This window comes from Sulfitobacter sp. M368 (genome assembly GCF_025141875.1).
Classification (GTDB): domain Bacteria; phylum Pseudomonadota; class Alphaproteobacteria; order Rhodobacterales; family Rhodobacteraceae; genus Sulfitobacter; species Sulfitobacter mediterraneus_A.
On record NZ_CP081113.1, the window covers coordinates 935,606 to 953,394 of the forward strand.

17 protein-coding genes are annotated in these 17,789 nt (G+C 59.7%); 6 read left to right on the forward strand and 11 right to left on the reverse strand.

Annotated features, from left to right (window positions below; genetic code table 11):
* Nucleotides 1-24: 24 nt before the first annotated feature.
* Genes arsC through K3754_RS04840 form a run of 4 tightly spaced genes read right to left on the reverse strand, consistent with a single transcriptional unit; the run spans nt 25 to nt 2,184 of the window.
* A complete protein-coding gene (gene arsC, locus K3754_RS04825; RefSeq protein WP_259941487.1) occupies nt 25-369 on the reverse strand; it encodes an arsenate reductase (glutaredoxin) in 345 nt (114 codons plus the stop codon).
* Complete coding sequence (locus tag K3754_RS04830; RefSeq protein ID WP_259941490.1) at nt 366-1,409, reverse strand: quinone-dependent dihydroorotate dehydrogenase; 1,044 nt, start codon at nt 1,407-1,409, stop codon at nt 366-368. Before K3754_RS04830 ends, arsC begins: the two co-directional genes overlap by 4 nt.
* Nucleotides 1,406-1,837, reverse strand: coding sequence for a DUF1330 domain-containing protein (locus K3754_RS04835; protein WP_259941493.1), 432 nt, complete (start codon nt 1,835-1,837; stop codon nt 1,406-1,408). Before K3754_RS04835 ends, K3754_RS04830 begins: the two co-directional genes overlap by 4 nt.
* A complete protein-coding gene (locus K3754_RS04840) occupies nt 1,834-2,184 on the reverse strand; it encodes a DUF952 domain-containing protein (protein ID WP_259941496.1) in 351 nt (116 codons plus the stop codon). Before K3754_RS04840 ends, K3754_RS04835 begins: the two co-directional genes overlap by 4 nt.
* A gap of 158 nt (nt 2,185-2,342) precedes the next feature.
* Between K3754_RS04840 and K3754_RS04845 the strand changes: the two genes are divergently transcribed.
* On the forward strand, nt 2,343-3,899 hold the full coding sequence (locus tag K3754_RS04845) for a bifunctional UDP-sugar hydrolase/5'-nucleotidase (protein WP_203208797.1): 1,557 nt from the start codon (nt 2,343-2,345) through the stop codon (nt 3,897-3,899).
* 207 nt (nt 3,900-4,106) lie between these two features.
* Nucleotides 4,107-4,649, forward strand: a complete 543-nt coding sequence (locus K3754_RS04850) for a hypothetical protein (RefSeq protein ID WP_259941499.1) — start codon at nt 4,107-4,109, stop codon at nt 4,647-4,649.
* Between the two features lie 42 nt (nt 4,650-4,691).
* On the opposite strand, the gene K3754_RS04855 is transcribed toward K3754_RS04850, so the two are convergent.
* Nucleotides 4,692-5,726 (reverse strand): AraC family transcriptional regulator, encoded by a 1,035-nt coding sequence (locus K3754_RS04855; RefSeq protein WP_259941502.1) that lies wholly within the window; start codon nt 5,724-5,726, stop codon nt 4,692-4,694.
* Between the two features lie 145 nt (nt 5,727-5,871).
* Between K3754_RS04855 and K3754_RS04860 the strand changes: the two genes are divergently transcribed.
* Both K3754_RS04860 and K3754_RS04865 read left to right on the forward strand, forming a co-directional pair.
* Nucleotides 5,872-6,897 carry an alpha/beta fold hydrolase gene (locus K3754_RS04860; RefSeq protein ID WP_259941505.1) on the forward strand — a complete coding sequence of 342 codons (1,026 nt, stop codon included), beginning with the start codon at nt 5,872-5,874 and terminating at the stop codon, nt 6,895-6,897.
* A gap of 104 nt (nt 6,898-7,001) precedes the next feature.
* Nucleotides 7,002-7,667 carry an SOS response-associated peptidase gene (locus K3754_RS04865; RefSeq protein WP_259941508.1) on the forward strand — a complete coding sequence of 222 codons (666 nt, stop codon included), beginning with the start codon at nt 7,002-7,004 and terminating at the stop codon, nt 7,665-7,667.
* 42 nt (nt 7,668-7,709) lie between these two features.
* Here the strand turns inward: K3754_RS04865 and K3754_RS04870 are convergent, their stop codons facing one another.
* Both K3754_RS04870 and K3754_RS04875 read right to left on the reverse strand, forming a co-directional pair.
* Nucleotides 7,710-8,042 (reverse strand): hypothetical protein, encoded by a 333-nt coding sequence (locus K3754_RS04870; RefSeq protein ID WP_259941510.1) that lies wholly within the window; start codon nt 8,040-8,042, stop codon nt 7,710-7,712.
* A 108-nt stretch (nt 8,043-8,150) separates the two neighbouring features.
* Entirely contained in the window at nt 8,151-9,065 is a 915-nt protein-coding gene (locus tag K3754_RS04875; RefSeq protein WP_259941513.1) for a LysR substrate-binding domain-containing protein, read from the reverse strand.
* A gap of 84 nt (nt 9,066-9,149) precedes the next feature.
* Between K3754_RS04875 and K3754_RS04880 the strand changes: the two genes are divergently transcribed.
* Complete coding sequence (locus K3754_RS04880) at nt 9,150-10,373, forward strand: acyl-CoA dehydrogenase (protein WP_203212064.1); 1,224 nt, start codon at nt 9,150-9,152, stop codon at nt 10,371-10,373.
* 155 nt (nt 10,374-10,528) lie between these two features.
* On the forward strand, nt 10,529-12,718 hold the full coding sequence (locus tag K3754_RS04885; RefSeq protein WP_259941520.1) for a thiamine pyrophosphate-dependent enzyme: 2,190 nt from the start codon (nt 10,529-10,531) through the stop codon (nt 12,716-12,718).
* Here K3754_RS04885 and K3754_RS04890 read toward each other — a convergent pair.
* From K3754_RS04890 to K3754_RS04905, 4 genes are all read right to left on the reverse strand, one after another.
* Complete coding sequence (locus K3754_RS04890; protein WP_259941522.1) at nt 12,715-13,947, reverse strand: mandelate racemase/muconate lactonizing enzyme family protein; 1,233 nt, start codon at nt 13,945-13,947, stop codon at nt 12,715-12,717. The genes K3754_RS04885 and K3754_RS04890 overlap by 4 nt on opposite strands.
* A 128-nt stretch (nt 13,948-14,075) precedes the next feature.
* Complete coding sequence (locus K3754_RS04895; RefSeq protein WP_259941524.1) at nt 14,076-15,164, reverse strand: Zn-dependent alcohol dehydrogenase; 1,089 nt, start codon at nt 15,162-15,164, stop codon at nt 14,076-14,078.
* A 92-nt stretch (nt 15,165-15,256) separates the two neighbouring features.
* Nucleotides 15,257-16,456 carry a TCR/Tet family MFS transporter gene (locus K3754_RS04900; protein ID WP_259941526.1) on the reverse strand — a complete coding sequence of 400 codons (1,200 nt, stop codon included), beginning with the start codon at nt 16,454-16,456 and terminating at the stop codon, nt 15,257-15,259.
* Between the two features lie 4 nt (nt 16,457-16,460).
* Nucleotides 16,461-17,786, reverse strand: a complete 1,326-nt coding sequence (locus K3754_RS04905; protein ID WP_259941528.1) for an adenylosuccinate lyase family protein — start codon at nt 17,784-17,786, stop codon at nt 16,461-16,463.
* Between the last annotated feature and the right edge of the window lie 3 nt (nt 17,787-17,789).

Below are 17,789 nucleotides of genomic sequence, written 5' to 3' on the forward strand. Positions count from 1 at the left end.
CGGAGTTTTTGAAAACTCCGGTCCTTAAAGCAGTGTTTTGACGTTCTCTGGTGGTCGGCCTATGACCGCCCGATCCCCCTTGATCACAATCGGACGTTCGATCAACGCAGGCTGTGCTGCCATGGCGCTGAGTAGTTCCGAGTCGGAGCTGTCCTTTCCAAGGCCCATATCCTTAAACGCCTTGTCCCCACTGCGCATCATCTCGATCAGTGGCGGCGTGCCAAGCGCCGCTTGGACGGCTTTGATCTCTGCCTCTGTCGGGGCATCGTCGAGGTATCTGCGGATCGCAACCTCTGCACCCGCCTCTTCGATCAAGGCCAGCGTTTGCCGCGATTTTGAGCAGCGCGGATTGTGCCAAATGGTGATCATAACCAACCTTCCTTTGCAGTGCCGACAGCATCGGCCACGGTGGCAAACCCGTCACGGGCCAGCAGATCATCGAGACCCGTCGCAACTTCGGATACCATTGAGAGCCCGCCATAAACCAGCGCGGTGTAGAGCTGCACCGCAGATGCGCCTGCGCGGATTTTTGTATAGGCCTGTTCCGCACTGGCGATCCCGCCCACACCCACCAACGGGATGTCCGTGAGCGTGGAAAGCCGCGCCAGAACGCGTGTGGATTTGTCGAACAGCGGCGCACCGGACAGACCTCCGGCCTCGGCTTTGTGCGGACTTTTCAGCCCGTCGCGGTCAAGCGTGGTGTTGGTGGCAATGATCGCGGCAACACCTGCGTTGTTGGCCACATCTGCCACATCCTCGATCTCGGCAGGGGTGAGATCCGGCGCGATCTTCAGGAATACAGGCGTTGCCCCGCGCACGTCCATAACCCCGTCCAGCAAGCCCGCCAAGGCCGCCTTGCCCTGTAGATCGCGCAGCTTTTCCGTATTGGGAGAAGAGACATTCACCGTTGCAAAATCCACGTGGTCCCGTGCGGCGGTCATGACTTTTGCAAAATCGGCAGCGCGATCGGTACTGGTTTTGTTCGCGCCAAGGTTCAGCCCCACCGGAACGCCCGCGCCGCGCCGGGCAAGGCGGGCGATGATCGCCTCCATGCCATCGTTGTTGAAGCCAAAGCGGTTGATCGCGGCGCGGTCGTCGGTCAGGCGAAACAGGCGCGGTTTCGGGTTGCCTGGCTGAGGTCGCGGCGTTGTGGCGCCCACCTCGATAAATCCGAAACCGGCGCGGGACAGGGGCGCAATTGCGGTGGCGTTCTTGTCAAACCCTGCGGCGAGACCAACCGGATTGGGCAGCTCCAATCCCGCAAGCGTGGTTTTCAAACGGGACGACGCCGCTGGGCCAGGTGCAGGGGTCAGCCCCAATTGCAAGGCGCGGATTGCCAGCCCATGTGCGGCCTCGGGATCAATCTTGCGCAGGGCTGCGAGGCCAAGCCGTTCCAGCAGCGCGTTCATGCAAATTCATCCGTCACAGGCAATGCGCCAGCCCGGATCAGCCGGGAAGTTTTGACCGCCGCCTGCCGGTGAACAACAGCCTGTTGATACTCAGGATCAGAGATCATCGCGAGAAAGGCATGGGCGTTCGGATAGCGGGCAATAAACATCAGATCCCAGGCTTCGTCAGAGGGGCCGATCAACGTGGTCTCGAACTTGCCGCGCCACAGGATACTGCCGCCGACCTTGGCCAGCACAGGCGCGCTTTGCTTGCCGTAGTTGCTATAGGCCTGCGCACCCGTCAGGCCATCGCGGGCCAGTTCATGATCGCCAGGATAGTTGGCCAGATCGTTCAGGGCGACCAGATTGACCATTTCGATAGGCGTTTCGCGGCTGAGGTTCTTAAACGCATCAAACTGGGCGCGATCAGGATCAATATGCCCGGTCATTCGCTCGCCTCTTCCAGCCCTGCAGGAAACTGATGCACGCCGTCCACCAGAGGCAGGGGCTGCGCCCAAACCACATCGTCCATAGTCATCTTTCGGTACAAATGAGGGAACAGCGCATCACCACGCGACACTTCCCATTGCAAGGCATCACCCGCCGCCTCGACATCAACAGCGATCAGATGCAAATCCTCTGCTCCGGCAAAATGCTTGGCTGCGGTTTCGGCGACCTGGGTTGCGGTCGAGAAATGAACATAGCCATCGGCCACATCAATGGGTGCGCCCGTGGTTTCTCCATCGCGGCGCAGCGCGGCCCATTCATCGGACCGGAATATCTTGAAAATCAGCATATCATCCTGATGCCTTGGGGGGCGCATGGGGTCAAGTGGATCGCTCTGATCTTGCCGCTTTGACGCAGGGGTATCGCGCCAGGCGTGCATAACATCTTTGACAGCGCAGCGCCCTCGCGCCACCATGCGGGCATAACAAATCCAATAGGGGAAAACCGATGAAACGATTCCTGACTGCCACAGCTGCGCTGGCACTGACCGGCACCATGGCCGCAGCCGATTACAATTTGACGATTTTGCACACCAATGATTTCCACGCCCGGTTTGAGCCGATCAGCAAATACGACGGACCCTGCTCCGCCGAGGACAATGGCGAGGGCAAATGCTTTGGCGGCTCTGGACGTTTGCAGACTGCGATCACGGCAGCGCGTGGCCGGACCAACAACTCGATCCTTGTGGATGGCGGCGACCAGTTTCAAGGCACGTTGTTCTATACCTATTACAAGGGCGCGCTGGCCGCCGAGATGATGAACCAGATGGGCTATGACGCGATGACCGTGGGCAACCACGAGTTTGACGACGGTCCAGAGGTTCTGCGCGGATTTATGGATGCGGTGGAATTTCCGGTTTTGATGTCCAATGCCGATGTCTCGGGGGAGCCGTTGCTGGCGGGCAAACTGGCAAAATCTACAGTGATCGAACGCGGCGGCGAGAAGCTGGGCCTGATCGGCCTGACCCCGCATGACACGCACGAGCTGGCCAGCCCCGGCGAAAACATTGTCTTTACTGATCCGGTGCAAGCGGTGCAGGGCGAGGTGGACAAACTGACCGCTGAAGGCGTGAACAAGATCATCGTGCTCAGCCACTCCGGCTATGTCGTCGATCAAAAAGTCGCGGCTGAAACCACGGGCGTTGACGTGATCGTGGGCGGGCATTCCAATACGCTTCTGTCCAACACCAATGACCGTGCGCAGGGGCCGTATCCGACAATGGTGGGCAACACCGCGATTGTGCAGGCCTATGCTTATGGCAAGTTCCTCGGTGAATTGAACGTCACCTTTGACGACGCTGGCAATCTGACCGAGGCCAAGGGTGAACCGTTGATCATGGATGCGGCCGTGACCGAAGACGAAGGCACAGTTGCCCGCATCGCAGAGGCGGCTGTCCCGCTTGAAGAGATCCGCAACAAGGTTGTGGCCCAGACCGATGAGGCCATTGGCGGCGACCGTGCGGTGTGCCGCGCAATGGAATGCACCATGGGCAACCTGATTGCCGATGCGATGCTGGCGCGGGTCAAGGATCAGGGCATCGACGTGGCGATCCAGAACGGCGGTGGCATCCGTGCCTCCATCGAGGCGGGCGAAGTGACGATGGGCGAGGTGCTGACCGTGCTGCCGTTCCAGAACACCTTGTCCACCTTCCAGGTGACGGGTGCCACATTGGTTGAAGCGCTGGAAAACGGTGTGAGCCAGGTCGAAGAGGGTGCAGGTCGTTTCCCGCAGGTTGCGGGCATGACCTATGCCTTTGACGGCAAAGCCGAAGCGGGCAGCCGCATCAGCGACGTGATGGTCGGCGGTGCGCCGATTGATTTGAACAAGGTCTATGGCGTTGTGTCCAACAACTATGTCCGCAACGGCGGCGACGGCTACAAGATGTTCAAAGACGCCGACAATGCCTACGACTTCGGGCCGGATCTGGCAGATGTAACGGCGGAATATCTGGCCGCGAATGCACCATACAAGCCCTATACGGATGGCCGTATCACTGTGAAGTAAACGCAGACGTCATGTTTGTGAGAAAGGGGCGCGTTCCAATGGGGCGCGCCTTTTTCAGTTGCGATCCTTTCGCGATGGAGTGGTGATGTAGTTAGCGCGCGAGCGGGCCGAGTGTTGATCTCGGATTAAGGACCGCAGTGGCCTTTTTCGTTAGCCAATGTCCGGCAAGGTTATTGAAACATATGATCAGAGGAATAGTTCTCTCTGATGCTTAAGCTTAGTCGCCATCCCACAATTGCCGCTGCCGCAATCATTTTTATCACCTCAAGTCTGCCAAACCACGCAGGCGCCTGTATGGTTTTTAGTGAAGCTGATCCTGCTTATTGGGCAGAACATTCGACCAGTATTGTCGATGCCACTGTCTATGATTTTGAACAGCGGCCGTTGGTGCAAGGTATTCGTGGCGAAACCCGCTCAGAATACCCCAACTCTTGGGTATTGAAATTAAACGTTCACAAAACGCTGCGTGGGGAAGTGTTCGAGAAACGCGAAGTGGCAACGCGGTTTCTTAATTCGACAACTGTCGATGAGGCTTTTGTAAGTAGCCTTCTAGGTCAGAGAAGAGAAATCGCAATCGTCGGCGTTCCATATGCTGAACGCTCCTCTACCTTTCCAGGTTCGGATGAACCGGATTTTTTGATGCAAGATGGTGTCCATGTCTTTGATGCGAATGGAGATGAAATTGATGAAATATGGGAACTGCTCTGCGTGGAGCTTCCCATCTTCGAGGCCGGAACATTCGAAAATTGACCAGCTGGCGTTGGCATCTTGGCTGGGATCTGTCAGCCCCAATCAGTCTTTCGTCTTCGCGGCCGCCTCGTCCCGATATTGCGCCGGCGTTTGCTGGTACACACGCTGGAACTCCCGATAGAAGTTCGATCGCGTCAGAAACCCGCTTTGGGACATGACCTGCGATACGCTGTCGTTGGTGTCGCGCAGCAGGCGTGCGGCGTGGCCCAAACGAAAACCGTTCACATATTGCGACATGTTCATGCCCTGGCTTTGATTGATCGCCGTTGACAGGCTGCGTTCGGGCACGGACAGGCGGCGGGCAATCCTTTGTAGGGACAGATCGGGGTCCAGATAGATCTGGCTTTTGAGCAGCATCTCGCGGGCCCGCTGTTCGAGGTCTGCCTCATTTCGGGCCGGGCTTTCCGATGCGGGGGCAGGGGACGATTGTTCAGGCGCCAGAATGCTGGGCATGCGCGTGAGGATCAGCAACAGCAACCCAATCAGCATGAGCGATCCAAGCGACACCATCGCAGTGGCGTGATTGCCGCGGGCGAAAACGAAATTCAGCGCAATCGCGGTGTCCAGTATCAGCAAGATCAAGAGCAAACCCGCCCCCAGCAACATCCAACGCTGCGCCGGGCGGGCAATGTCGAGGCGGGCAAAGATCAGGTGGTCTGGCCCCTTTCGGGACAGGCGGATCAGCAAGGCGATGTAGATCAGATAGCTGAGGCTGATCGCCAGATCGAAGTCGCGGTAGATAATGGCAAAGAGACCAAGCACCAAAGCCAACAACAGCGCTGCACCCAGATGCCATGATGCCTGCCTGTGCAGGTCTTTGGCGGGCAGCGCCAGCGACAGAAACCCAAGATACAAAAGCGGCCCGACCGACAGCGGCAGCACCCGTTGAAATGTGATGAAATCCTCGATGCCGTAGCCAAAGCGCAGACCAACCAACAGCGATTGCAAGGCAAAACCGGCAAACAGCAGGGCAAAATACACCGCCGCACTGCGCCGGCCCAGGTCAAGCCGTAGCATCAGAGGTGCAATCACCAGACACAGCAGAGCCGCCAACACCGGCAATGGTAGCGAAATCATCCCTATGGTTCCTCTTTGATGTCCTCGATTGCGTCAGACCTGTCCTAGATCGTGATAGAGGACAGGTTTGCCCCCCTCAACCCATTGTTTTGCTTGGTTCGCTTGGCAATTTGGGATGCATCGACACCCAAAAAGGATCACGTCCATGAAGAACCTGTTTCACATCACCGCCCTCTCATTGTCGCTCTTTGCGGGGGTTGCCCATGCAGATGCCGATCACACCGGACTGGCTGAGCTGACCGTTTCAGACAGCCGCAGCGACCGCCCGCTCAGCGGGTTTTTCTGGTATCCCACTGCGCAGACCGGCACCGCCGAGACAGTCCACACCAATGCCGTTTGGGAGGGGATCGACGTCATCAAGGATGCGGCGCCAGAGGCTGGCAAGCATCCCTTTGTCGTGCTGTCCCACGGTATGTATGGCAATGCCATGAACCAAACCTGGCTTGCGGATGCGCTGGTGGGTGAGGGATACATTGTGGCCGCGATCAGCCACCCGGGCACATCGACCTGGCTTCGTGACGAAGATCATGCGCGGGCGCTGTGGGACCGGCCTCGCGACATAAGCCGCGTGATAGATCACGCGTTGTCTGATCCCGCGCTCTCTGCCCATATTGACCCGGACCGGATCTATATGGCGGGACATTCCTTGGGCGGGTTCACTGCCGTGGCCTTGGCAGGCGGGCGGTTTGATCCGGCGGCATTTGATGCGTTCTGTGCAAGTGATGCGGCTGATATCGGGTGCAAAGCCTTGGCCAATTGGAAGGTGGCGCGATCAGACGATGATCGCATCCAGATGGCACAGGATTTGTCCGATCCACGGATCAAGGCCTTTGCGGTGTATGATCTTGGCGGCACGCAAACCTTTTCGGCCCAGAGCCTTGCCGCGATTGAACGGCCAATGCTGGTGATGGGCGCGCCGGTGGACATCGCGGGAATGAACCTCGATACGGAATCGCGGGCGCTGTCCGCTTTGCTGCCTGCGGAAGAGGTCACATATCTTGAGCCGGCAACCTTGTCGCATTTTGATTTCATGGGCATCTGCAAGCCGGCCGGTTTCGAGATCCTGCAAACCGAAGAGCCGGGCGATGAGATCATCTGCCGCGATGGTGGGGCCGCACGGGCGCAGGACCATGCCATGATCCTCAAGGCGACCGTGGCGCAGTTCCAATAAGCTTCCGACCAAGGCAATGGGCTGCGGGTCAGGGATGGTCCGTCGCCCTAGTCAGTTCTTCGCCACCTGGCTAAACTGTGATTGTTGGCGGGGAGGGCAAGATTATGTGCGGACGGATGGCAGTGACATTGCCGCATGATGCGATGGCGCAGATTTTTGCCGCGGCGCCCGCCAATGCCTTGCCAAGCGTGCCGAACTACAACGTCTGCCCGACCACGGATGTGCATATTGTGACTTCGGATGCGGAAGGTCACAGACGGCTGGGCGCGATGCGCTGGGGGTTCATTCCGGTGTGGTACAAAAAACCGGCAGGCGGTCCCTTGTTGATCAACGCACGGGCCGAAACCATCGCCGAAAAACCCGCCTTTCGCACAGCGGCGCGGGAACGGCGCGGGTTGATCATCTGTAGCGGGTTCTATGAATGGACCAAGGATGCCGAAGGGGGGCGCGACCCTTGGTATATCACCCGTCGCGACACTTCACCGCTGGCCTTTGCGGCGGTTTGGCAAAACTGGAAAACGCCCGACGGGGATGTGATTCCCACTTGTGCAATAGTGACCACCGGAGCCAATACGCCCATGCAGGAGATCCATCACAGAATGCCGGTGATCCTCGACGAAGACGATTGGCCCTTGTGGTTGGGCGAACAAGGCAAAGGGGCGGCCACACTCATGCAGCCTGCAAAAGATGACCTTTTGCAGTGGCACAGGGTGGACCGTGCGGTAAATTCAAACCGGGCATCCGGGCCCGAATTGATCGAGCCCATCTAGCGCCGTCAAAAGCCGCAGTCTGGCTGCGGCCTGAGAATTTGATTATTCGTCGAGCGGCGCCGGATCGTAGGAAATTTGTCCTTCGATATCAAGGCCTTCAAGGTCAACGCCGCCATTGAAGGTCAGCGGTGTGTCTTCCATCAACGCCAGTGCAAAGCTGCCATCGACCGGGATCGAACCTGAGGTCCAGCTGTCATTTGGACCGGACACTGTTTGTGTGGCGTTGCTGTCGTTGACGAAAACGATTGTATCACCCTGCATCGCATAGGTGATGGTCGGGAAGTACCCGCCGTCCTCGATCAACACGGTGTGCTCTGCCGATACAGCAGGGCTTGCGATGCAAGCAGCTGCGGCGGCAAGAGCAAATGTGCTCATGCGAAATGAGTTAAGCATCGAAGTGCTCCTTTCAACGGCCCCCACCGTTCATGTGAATTGTCTATATCGATCAAATGGGGCAAAATTTTGGCGTAAACTTTGCAAACCTCAGTCGCGCAGGGGCAGTTTTGCCTGTTCCGACAGCCAGTCCCGAAACGAGGAGAGCGCGGCGCCCTCCGGCCGGTCAAGCGGCCAGACCAGATAGTAACTGCCGATGCTCTGGGTGGTCTCGCGCGAGGCAAGCTGCAATTGGCCGTCGCGCAGATAAGGCTCTGCAAAAAACGTTGGCAGCAGGGCAACGCCAAGCCCATGAATGGCCGCCTGGGCCATGGTGGAAAACTGATCGAACATCATACCCGTGGGCGGATCGCCCTCAACCTTCAATGCGGCCAGCCATCGGGCCCAGCCGCGCGGCCGGGTTTCCAGATGCAAAAGGGGATGGTTGAGGATATCTTGTGGATCGGTCAGGGGCGCCTCAAGCAGGTCGGGGGCGCAAACCGGAACCACGGTTTCGGGCATCAAGGGCAGGTAGTTCACGCCAGGCCAATCCTCGAACCCGAAATGGATCGCTGCGTCAAAAGCGCTGTCTTGAATGGCAAAAGGTTGCAGGCGTGTGCTGAGGTTGACGGTCACTTCGGGATGACTGCGGGCAAAACCGCGCAGGCGCGGGGCCAGCCAATGCATGCCAAAAGCCGGCAGAATGGCAAGGTTCAGCGAGCCGCCGACAGGATTGGTGCGCACCGAGACAGAGGCCTGCGCGAGCCGGTTCAGGATCGCGCGGACCTCTCCAACATAGGAATGACCTGCCTCGGTCAGGGTCAATTGCCGCCCCTGACGCGCGAGCAGCGGCACGCCAAGCTGGTCTTCCAGGGTCTTGAGCTGCCTGCTGATCGCGCTTTGGGTCAGCGACAATTCATGCGCGGCCCGCGTGGCGCTGCCAAGCCGGGCCACGGCCTCGAAGGCGAGCAGGGCAGAGATCGAGGGCAAAAACCGGCGCGGGGCGATCATATGACTTTTTCTCATGAATGCAGAACAAAGCAGCGATAGTGTTTGCGGCACGGTTTTGCAATACTGCCGCTAAATCGCCGACCTTTGAAAGGACTAGATATGACCGCTGATGCGCCTGCACTGCGTGCCAAGGATGCCCCCGATCTGGGCACATTTGACTGGGCGGACCCGTTCCGCCTGACTGATCAACTGACCGAAGATGAACGCATGATCCAAGACAGCGCCCGCGCCTATGCGCAGGAAAAGCTGCAACCAAGGGTCATTGACGCCTTTGCCAACGAAGAGACCGACCCGTCCATCTTCAAGGAAATGGGCGACATGGGCCTTTTGGGTGTGACCATACCCGAGGAATACGGTGGGCTGGGCGGCGGCTATGTGTCTTATGGGCTGGTGGCACGTGAGGTGGAGCGTGTGGACAGCGGATACCGGTCGATGATGTCGGTTCAGGCCAGTCTGGTGATGTATCCGATTTACGCCTACGGCTCGGAAGAGCAGCGCAAGAAATACCTGCCAAAGCTGTGCAGCGGTGAATGGATCGGCTGTTTTGGTCTGACGGAGCCGGATGCGGGGTCTGACCCGGCAGGCATGAAAACCCGCGCCGTGAAAACCGCAACGGGGTACAAGCTGACCGGATCAAAGATGTGGATCTCAAACGCGCCGATTGCCGATGTCTTTGTGGTTTGGGCCAAGTCCGAAGAGCATGGCGGCAAGATCCGCGGTTTCGTACTGGAAAAAGGCATGAAGGGGCTGTCTGCCCCCAAGATTGGCAACAAGCTGTCGCTGCGGGCGTCGATCACCGGCGAGATCGTGATGGACAATGTTGAAGTGGGCGAGGATGCATTGCTGCCACATGTGCAGGGTCTCAAAGGGCCGTTCGGCTGTCTGAACCGCGCACGCTACGGCATCAGCTGGGGCGCGATGGGCGCAGCCGAGTTCTGCTGGCACGCGGCGCGCCAATATGGTCTGGACCGCAAACAGTTTGGCAAGCCCTTGGCACAGACCCAGCTTTTCCAGAAAAAGCTGGCGGATATGATGACCGAAATTTCCCTCGGCCTGCAAGGCTCGCTTCAGGTGGGGCGTTTGATGGATGCGGCCAATGCCGCGCCCGAGATGATCTCGATCGTCAAGCGCAACAATTGTGGCAAGGCGCTGGAAGTGGCGCGGCATGCCCGTGACATGCATGGTGGCAACGGGATTTCCGGTGAGTTCCAAGTGATCCGCCACATGATGAACCTGGAGACAGTGAACACCTATGAGGGCACCCATGATGTGCATGCGCTGATCCTGGGGCGTGCGCAAACCGGCCTTCAGGCGTTTTTCTAAAGACGGGTTTGAGGGGGCGTTCCTCCCCCTCAAACTCCCCCTCCGAGTATTTGAGGCCAAAAAGGGAAGAGACGTTTCTTTGATTGGCTTTTCCTTTGATCCGCTGCTGTGTTGGATGACGGTCCGGCAGGCGGCACCAAGAACATAGGACCCAGATGGACCGCGTCAGTATTGTGCATGAAAACTTCCTGCGCCGGGTGCCTGCGCAGGATTTTCCCGTTGGGAACAGCCCTGTTGAAACGCTTGCGCCGGCCGAAGCTTTGGCGGTGTTCCGGGCGCAGGTTTTGAGTCGCGCCCTGGATTTGCAAAGCCGCGTGATGCAAAAGCAGGGGCAGGGGTTCTATACCATCGGATCATCCGGTCATGAGGGAATGGCGGCGGTGGGCCATGCGCTGCGCGTGAACGATATGGCATTCCTGCATTACCGCGATGCGGCGTTTCAGATCGCCCGTGCCGGCAAGGCCGGTCACGAGGGTATCATGCGGGATATGTTACTGAGCTTCGCTTGCGCGGCGGAAGATCCAACCAGTGGCGGGCGGCACAAGGTTTTGGGATCGCGTCCTTTGATGATCCCCCCGCAAACCTCCACGATCGCCAGCCATCTGCCCAAGGCGGTAGGGGCCGCGCATAGCATCGGTCTTGCCCGGCGCAAACGGCCCGAACACGCGGTCCTGCCCCGTGACGGGATCGTGATGTGCAGTTTTGGTGATGCCTCGCTCAATCATTCCACCGCGCAAGGGGCGATCAATGCGGCCTGCTGGACGGCGGTTCAGGCAGTGCCTTTGCCCTTGCTGTTTGTCTGCGAGGACAACGGCATCGGGATTTCGACCAAGACGCCGACAGGTTGGGTCAAATCCTCCATGTCGATGCGGCCAGGTTTGAAGTACTTCGAGGCGGATGGTCTTGATATGTACGCGGCTTTTGCCGCCGCGCGGGAGGCTGCCGAATGGGTCCGCATACACCGCAAACCGGCGTTTCTGCATTTGCGCACGGTGCGGCTGTATGGCCATGCAGGTCCGGATGTTGTGACGTCTTATTTGCCAAAGGCCGAGGTCGAGGCGGATGAAGCTCATGATCCGCTGCTGTATTCCGCGCGGGGTTTGATAGCCGCGGGGGCAGCCACAGCAGAGGAAGTGCTTGGCATATATCAGGGCACACTGGCCGATGTCGCCGAGGCCGCGCAGGAGATGGCTAAGGTCCCGCGTTTGAAAAACGCAGCAGAGGTGATGAAAAGTCTGATCCCGCCCACCCGTGCCTGTGCGCCCAGCAATGGCCCCTCTGCCGACCGCCGCGCTGAGGTATTTGGCAGCGATCTGGCGCAGATGGATCAACCGCAACCCATGTCACGACTGATCAACTGGGCCATACATGATCTTATGTTGACCCATGACGAGACCCTGCTGATGGGGGAGGACGTCGGGCGCAAAGGCGGCAACTACGGGGTCACGCAAAAGCTGCATGCCCGGTTTGGCCCGGCGCGGGTGATTGATACATTGCTGGATGAACAAAGTATTCTGGGGCTCGCCATCGGTTTGGCCCACAACGGGTTTATCCCGATGCCCGAGATCCAGTTTCTGGCCTATCTGCACAATGCCGAGGACCAGCTGCGCGGCGAGGCGGCGACCCTGCCGTTTTTCTCAAACGGGCAATGGGCCAACCCGATGGTCGTCCGCATTTCGGCGCTGGGCTATCAAAAGGGCTTTGGCGGGCATTTCCACAATGACAATTCGCTGGCGGTGCTGCGCGACATTCCGGGGTTGATCATTGCCTGCCCCTCCAGCGGCGATGAGGCCGCGATGATGCTGCGTGAGGCGCATCGCCTCGCGCGTGAGGAACAGCGGGTGGTGATTTTTGTAGAACCCATCGCGCTTTACCCGATGCGCGATCTGCTTGAGGAAGGCGACGGGGGGTGGATGCGGAGCTATCCCGCGCCGGATCAGCGGATCGGACTGGACACTGTTGGCGTGCATGGCGAGGGTGGGGATCTGGCGATTGTGACCTATGGCAATGGTCACTACCTCAGCCGCCAGGCGCAGCATGATCTGGCGGCCAGCGGCATCAATGCGCGGGTGATCGACCTGCGCTGGCTTGCGCCTCTGCCAGAACAGGCCCTGCTTGATGCAATCGGCGACCGGCCCGTGCTGATCGTTGACGAATGCCGCCGCACCGGCGGTCAGGCCGAGGCACTGATGGCGCTGATGCTGGAGGCGGGCAAACATCAGACCGCCCGCATCGTCGCCGAGGACAGCTTTATCGCAACCGGTCCGGCTTACGGCGTGACCATGCCCTCTCGTGAGGGGATCGTGGTGGCGGCGCACCGCCTTGTGAAAAGCAGCCCAGACTAGTCCTTGTGGGAAGGCGCACCGCCCTCAAAAGCGTTGCCATTGACATAATCACAGGGCGCTTCCTGCATTTGCAAATGCAGGTCGTTGCCGCGGTAGGGATTGGCCCGCGCCAGTTCCTCGTCCACTTCGATGCCAAGACCGGGGGCGGTTGGGGCAGGGATGAACCCCTCCTCGACCCGGATCGATCCCTTGATCAACTGGTCATGGAACGGCGTCTCGATGGTTTCTGCCATCAGGATGTTGGGGATGGACACGGCAAGATGGATATTGGCCGCCCATTCCACCGGCCCGGCATAAAGATGCGGTGCCATCTGGGCGTTATAGACCTCTGCCATTGCGGCGATCTTCTTGGTTTCCCAAACACCGCCAGACCGGCCAAGCGCAGGTTGCAGGATTGACGCCGCACCAGATCGCAGAACCGGCGCGAACTCGGCCTTGGTGGTCAACCGCTCTCCTGTGGCGATGGGGATACGAACAGACCGGGCTACCTGCGCCATCTGTTCTACCGCATCCGGCGGGATCGGCTCTTCAAACCACAGTGGGCTATAAGGCTCCAATGCCTGACCCAGCCGGATCGCGCCTGCTGTGGTGAACTGACCATGAGTGCCGAACAGCAAATCCGCCTTGTCGCCCACCGCGTCGCGGATGGCTTTGCAAAAGGCGACAGATTGCGCAATGTCACTCATCGCGGGCATGTGACCGCCGCGCAGGGTGTAGGGGCCAGCCGGATCAAATTTCACGGCTGTAAAACCCCGCGCAACACAATCTGCCGCGGCTTCGGCGGCCATCTCTGGCGAGGTCCAGAACGCCGACACATCATGATGCGCCATCGGATAAAGATAGGTATAGGCCCGCACCCGCGCATTCATCCGCCCGCCCAAAAGCGCATAAACCGGGCGGTCGCGGTCTTTGCCCAGAATATCCCAACAGGCGATCTCAAGCCCCGAGAACGCGCCAATCACAGTCAGATCAGGCCGCTGGGTAAAACCGGACGAATAGGCGCGGCGGAACATCAATTCGATGTTTTCTGGGTTCTCGCCTTGCATATGCCGCTCAAACACATCCTCAATCACCGCGACCATTGCTTTGGGACCGATGGAACTGGCGTAACATTCACCCCAACCGGTGATCCCGGTATCCGTGGTCACTTTTACCAAAATCCAATAACGCCCGCCCCATCCGGGTGCAGGCGGCGATGTGACAATCACGTCAAGATCTTGCAGCTTCATCTTACAGTCCTTTCAAAGGGCCCGTGCCCCTCCCTTTTTGGCCAAAAATACTCGGAGGGGGAGTTTGAGGGGGAGGAACGCCCCCTCAATCCGGCCGCAGATCCAATGGGGATCTGCGAAAATCGGCTTCAACGGTCGAACATGATCACATTGCGCCGCGCCGCGCCGGTCTTGGTGTCGGCAATGGCGTCATTGATCTGGTCCAGGGTCCAGCGCCCCGAAATCAACTCGTCCAGTTTAAGCCGCCCTTGCAGATACAGGTCCACCATCCACGGGATGTCCCGCTGGATCACCACGTCGCCCATTTTGGAGCCGACCATGCCCTGACCCACAGCAGCCAGCATCACCGGCTCATAGGTCGAGACCTGACCGGAATGCGGCATGCCGACCATGATCACCTTGCCGCCGCCCGCCAGATAGCGCGGGGCACTGTCATAGGCCGGGATGGCCCCAACGGTGACAATCACAGCATCGGCGCCGCGGCCCATCGCCTTTTGCGCGGCCCGCCACGGCTTGGGGTCGGTGGCCAAGACGCCATCGGTTGCGCCAAACTCTTTGGCGATCTCCAGCTTCTCTTCGCTCATGTCCACAGCAACAATGCGCCGCGCACCTGCGATTCGTGCGCCTTGGATGGCGTTGAGACCGACACCGCCTGCGCCGATCACCACGACATCCTGACCAGCCCGCACACCGGCAGCATTGACCACCGCGCCCACGCCGGTGATCACGCCGCAAGCGATCAGGCTGGCGGCGTCTTTGGGGATGTCTGGGCTGATCTTCACCACCTGCGACTGCTCTACTACGACCTTTTCGGCAAAGGCACCCGAGGCCATCGCCTGATGCAGCTTGCCTCCATCGGCGGTTTTTAAGGGGCCGTGATCGCCGTCATAGGGCGTCTCGCAGATGGTCGGTTTGCCGCCCGAACAGCTGGGGCAGGTGCCGCAGGCGCGGATCAGGGTCACGACAACACTGTCTCCCACTGACAGGCCGCGCACCGTGGGGCCGGCGGCTGTTACCCGTCCGGCGGCTTCATGGCCATAAACGGCGGGCAGGGATCCGCCCCATGCCCCTTCGGCAAAGGAAATGTCCGAATGGCAGATCGCGACGGCATCAAGGGTGACTTCCACCTCACTGCCGCCCGGCGCGCGCAGTTGCACCTCTTCGATTGTCAGGGGTGCACCAAACTCATGGGCGACGGCGGCTTTGATCGGGGTCACGGGCTTTCCTTTCCTCGCGGGTCACCGGTCAGGGTGGCGAGAAAAGCCATGCGGCGCAAGCGAAGATACGACCCTTGTTTTGTCCGATTACGTCACGTTGTTTTACGGGGTGAAAAAACAAAGATCGCCAGTGCAACGATGCTGAGGGCCATGGCCAAAAGAAATGGTGCGCCCGGCAGATAGAAGGTGGTTCCGTCTTTGGTAAACTCCGAAAAACTGGCGGTCATCGCCAAGGGTGACAGGATCATGGCCAGCGCCGTGGTCGAGGTGAGTGCGCCTTGCAATTCGCCTTGGGCGTTGGCATCGACGCGCCGCGACATAACACCTTGAAGCGCCGGTGGGATGACCCCGCCGATGGCCGCAATCGGGGTGAGGATCAGGGCAAGCGTGCCCGAGGTGATCACCCCAATTGCGCCATAGCTTGCGATGGCAAAAATAAAGCCAAAGTTCACCGTGCCGCGTTCGCCAAACCATTTGAGCGTCAACCGGATTGCGCCGCCCTGCACCAGCGCCATCGCCACTCCAAACAGCGCCAGTGAAAGCCCGATCACTGAGGCGGACCATTCAAACCGTTCCTGCCCGAAGTAGGACCAGACCGAAGGATAGACCGCAAAGGCCACGTGATAGAGAAAATAAACCGCCACCAAGGGCAGAACACCGGGCAGCTTGCGCAGTTGCCGCAATGCGCCGAAGGGATTGGCCCGCAACCATTCAAACGGGCGGCGCGTGGAATCTGTGACGGTCTCTTTCAAAACAAACCAGCCCAAAACCACATTGGCACTGGCCAGCGCCGCCGCGGCCCAGAACGGCGCGCGGGTGCCATATTCGGCCAGCAAACCGCCAATCAATGGCCCCAGAACAAAGCCGATGCCAAACCCGGCCCCGATCAGGCCAAAGTTCTTGGTCCGGTCCTCGGGGGCGGAAATGTCAGCCATATAGGCCGTGGCCGTTGCATGGGTTGCCGCCGTGATCCCGCCGACGATCCGTCCGATCAGCAGCAGCCATATGCTTCCTGCCAGCGCCATCACCACATAGTCGATCGCCATCACGACCAGAGAAGTCAACAAGACAGGCCGGCGGCCATAGCGGTCCGACAAGCCGCCCAATGTCGGGCCGAACAGGAATTGCATCACGGCAAAGCTGGTGGCCATGACCCCGCCCCAAAGCGCGGCGTCACTGAGGGCAAGCCCGCGCACTTCGCGGATCAGATCGGGCATCACCGGCATCATCAGACCAATGCCCATGGCATCAATCATCACCGTGGCCATGATGAACAGAACGGCAGGGTTCATGCGCTCAGAGATCCTTTGTGCGGCTGGCAAATGCTGCTGCGTCTGCGGCGGCTTGGCCGCTGCCGGATAAAGGATCAAAGGTGTTCTCTGCAAGATCAGGATAGGCCGCCTTTGCGAGATCCTTGAGCGGTATTTGCTTTTCCATGGCCTCAAGGCACAGGGCTTTGGCTTTGGCCTGCGCCTCGGGGCGCGGCATCAGATCGGCCAATGCAAAGCTGAGCGCTTCGGCGTGGATCAGGCCCAATGACGCTTCCAGATTGGCGTGCATCTGCACAGGGCGCGGCGCAATCCCGCTGGCGAGCCGCTTGGTATGGTCCAATGCCGAGGCCAGAGACAGGCAGAGGGGCGGCAGGGCCATCCATTCGGCAAACCACGCCCCCCCGTCGCGTTGATGTTGATGGGCGGCGGCGGCTTGCAGGGTGGCCCGCTGGCCGGTGAACTGATGCGACAGGGCAAGGATCGCAGACGGTCCCACAGGGTTTTGTTTTTGCGGCATGGTGGAGGAGGCACCAGCCGCGCCGAGGCTGATCTCCTGAACATCGCTGCCGGTCAGCCCGATCAGCGATTGGCCGATATGCGCAAGCGCCGCCATCACGCGCCCCTGCCAATCCGCGATCCGCAACAAAGGGGTGCGGTCCGTGTGCCAGGATCGCTTAGGGTCGTTCAACCCCAAGGCTTTGGCCAAACCCGCGCGAGTCTCAGAGGCTTTGTCACCCAGCGCAGAGGCCGTGCCAGACGCACCGGAGAGCGATACCCAAAGCGATGATTTTCGCAGATCTTCCAACTCGCTCAGCGCATCCAGCAGCGGCTTCCCCCAATGCGCCAGAACAGCGCCCCAGGTGGTCGGGGTGGCATGTTGGCCGTAGGTGCGGGCGGGCATCGGCAGGCTGGCATGTTCTTCCGCTGCCTTGCCCAACGCCTTCAAAATCTCGCGCAGGTCCGCCTCGGCCAATGCCAAAGCCTGCCGCAAGCGCAGCATCAACGCAGTGTCGATAATGTCTTGCGAGGTCGCACCCCAATGCACGTATTGCGCGTGTTCGGGGGCTTGCATCTCATCGCGGAATGCCGCGACCAGCCCCGGAACACTGACCCCGTTTGCGCCGGTGGCCTTGGCAATTGCGCCGGGGTCTACCTGAATTTCCATCGCGGCCCGATGGATTGCCGCGCCGCTGATTTGCGGGATCACACCCAGATCGCCCTGCACCTTGGCCAGCGCCCCTTCGGTCAGCAGCATGGCGCGAATGGCGGCGCTGTCCGAGAACAGCCGCCCTGTGTCGCCTGTCGGAAAAAGCTGCGCGAACAGCGGGCTGTCAAAAACCGATGCGGCCATGTT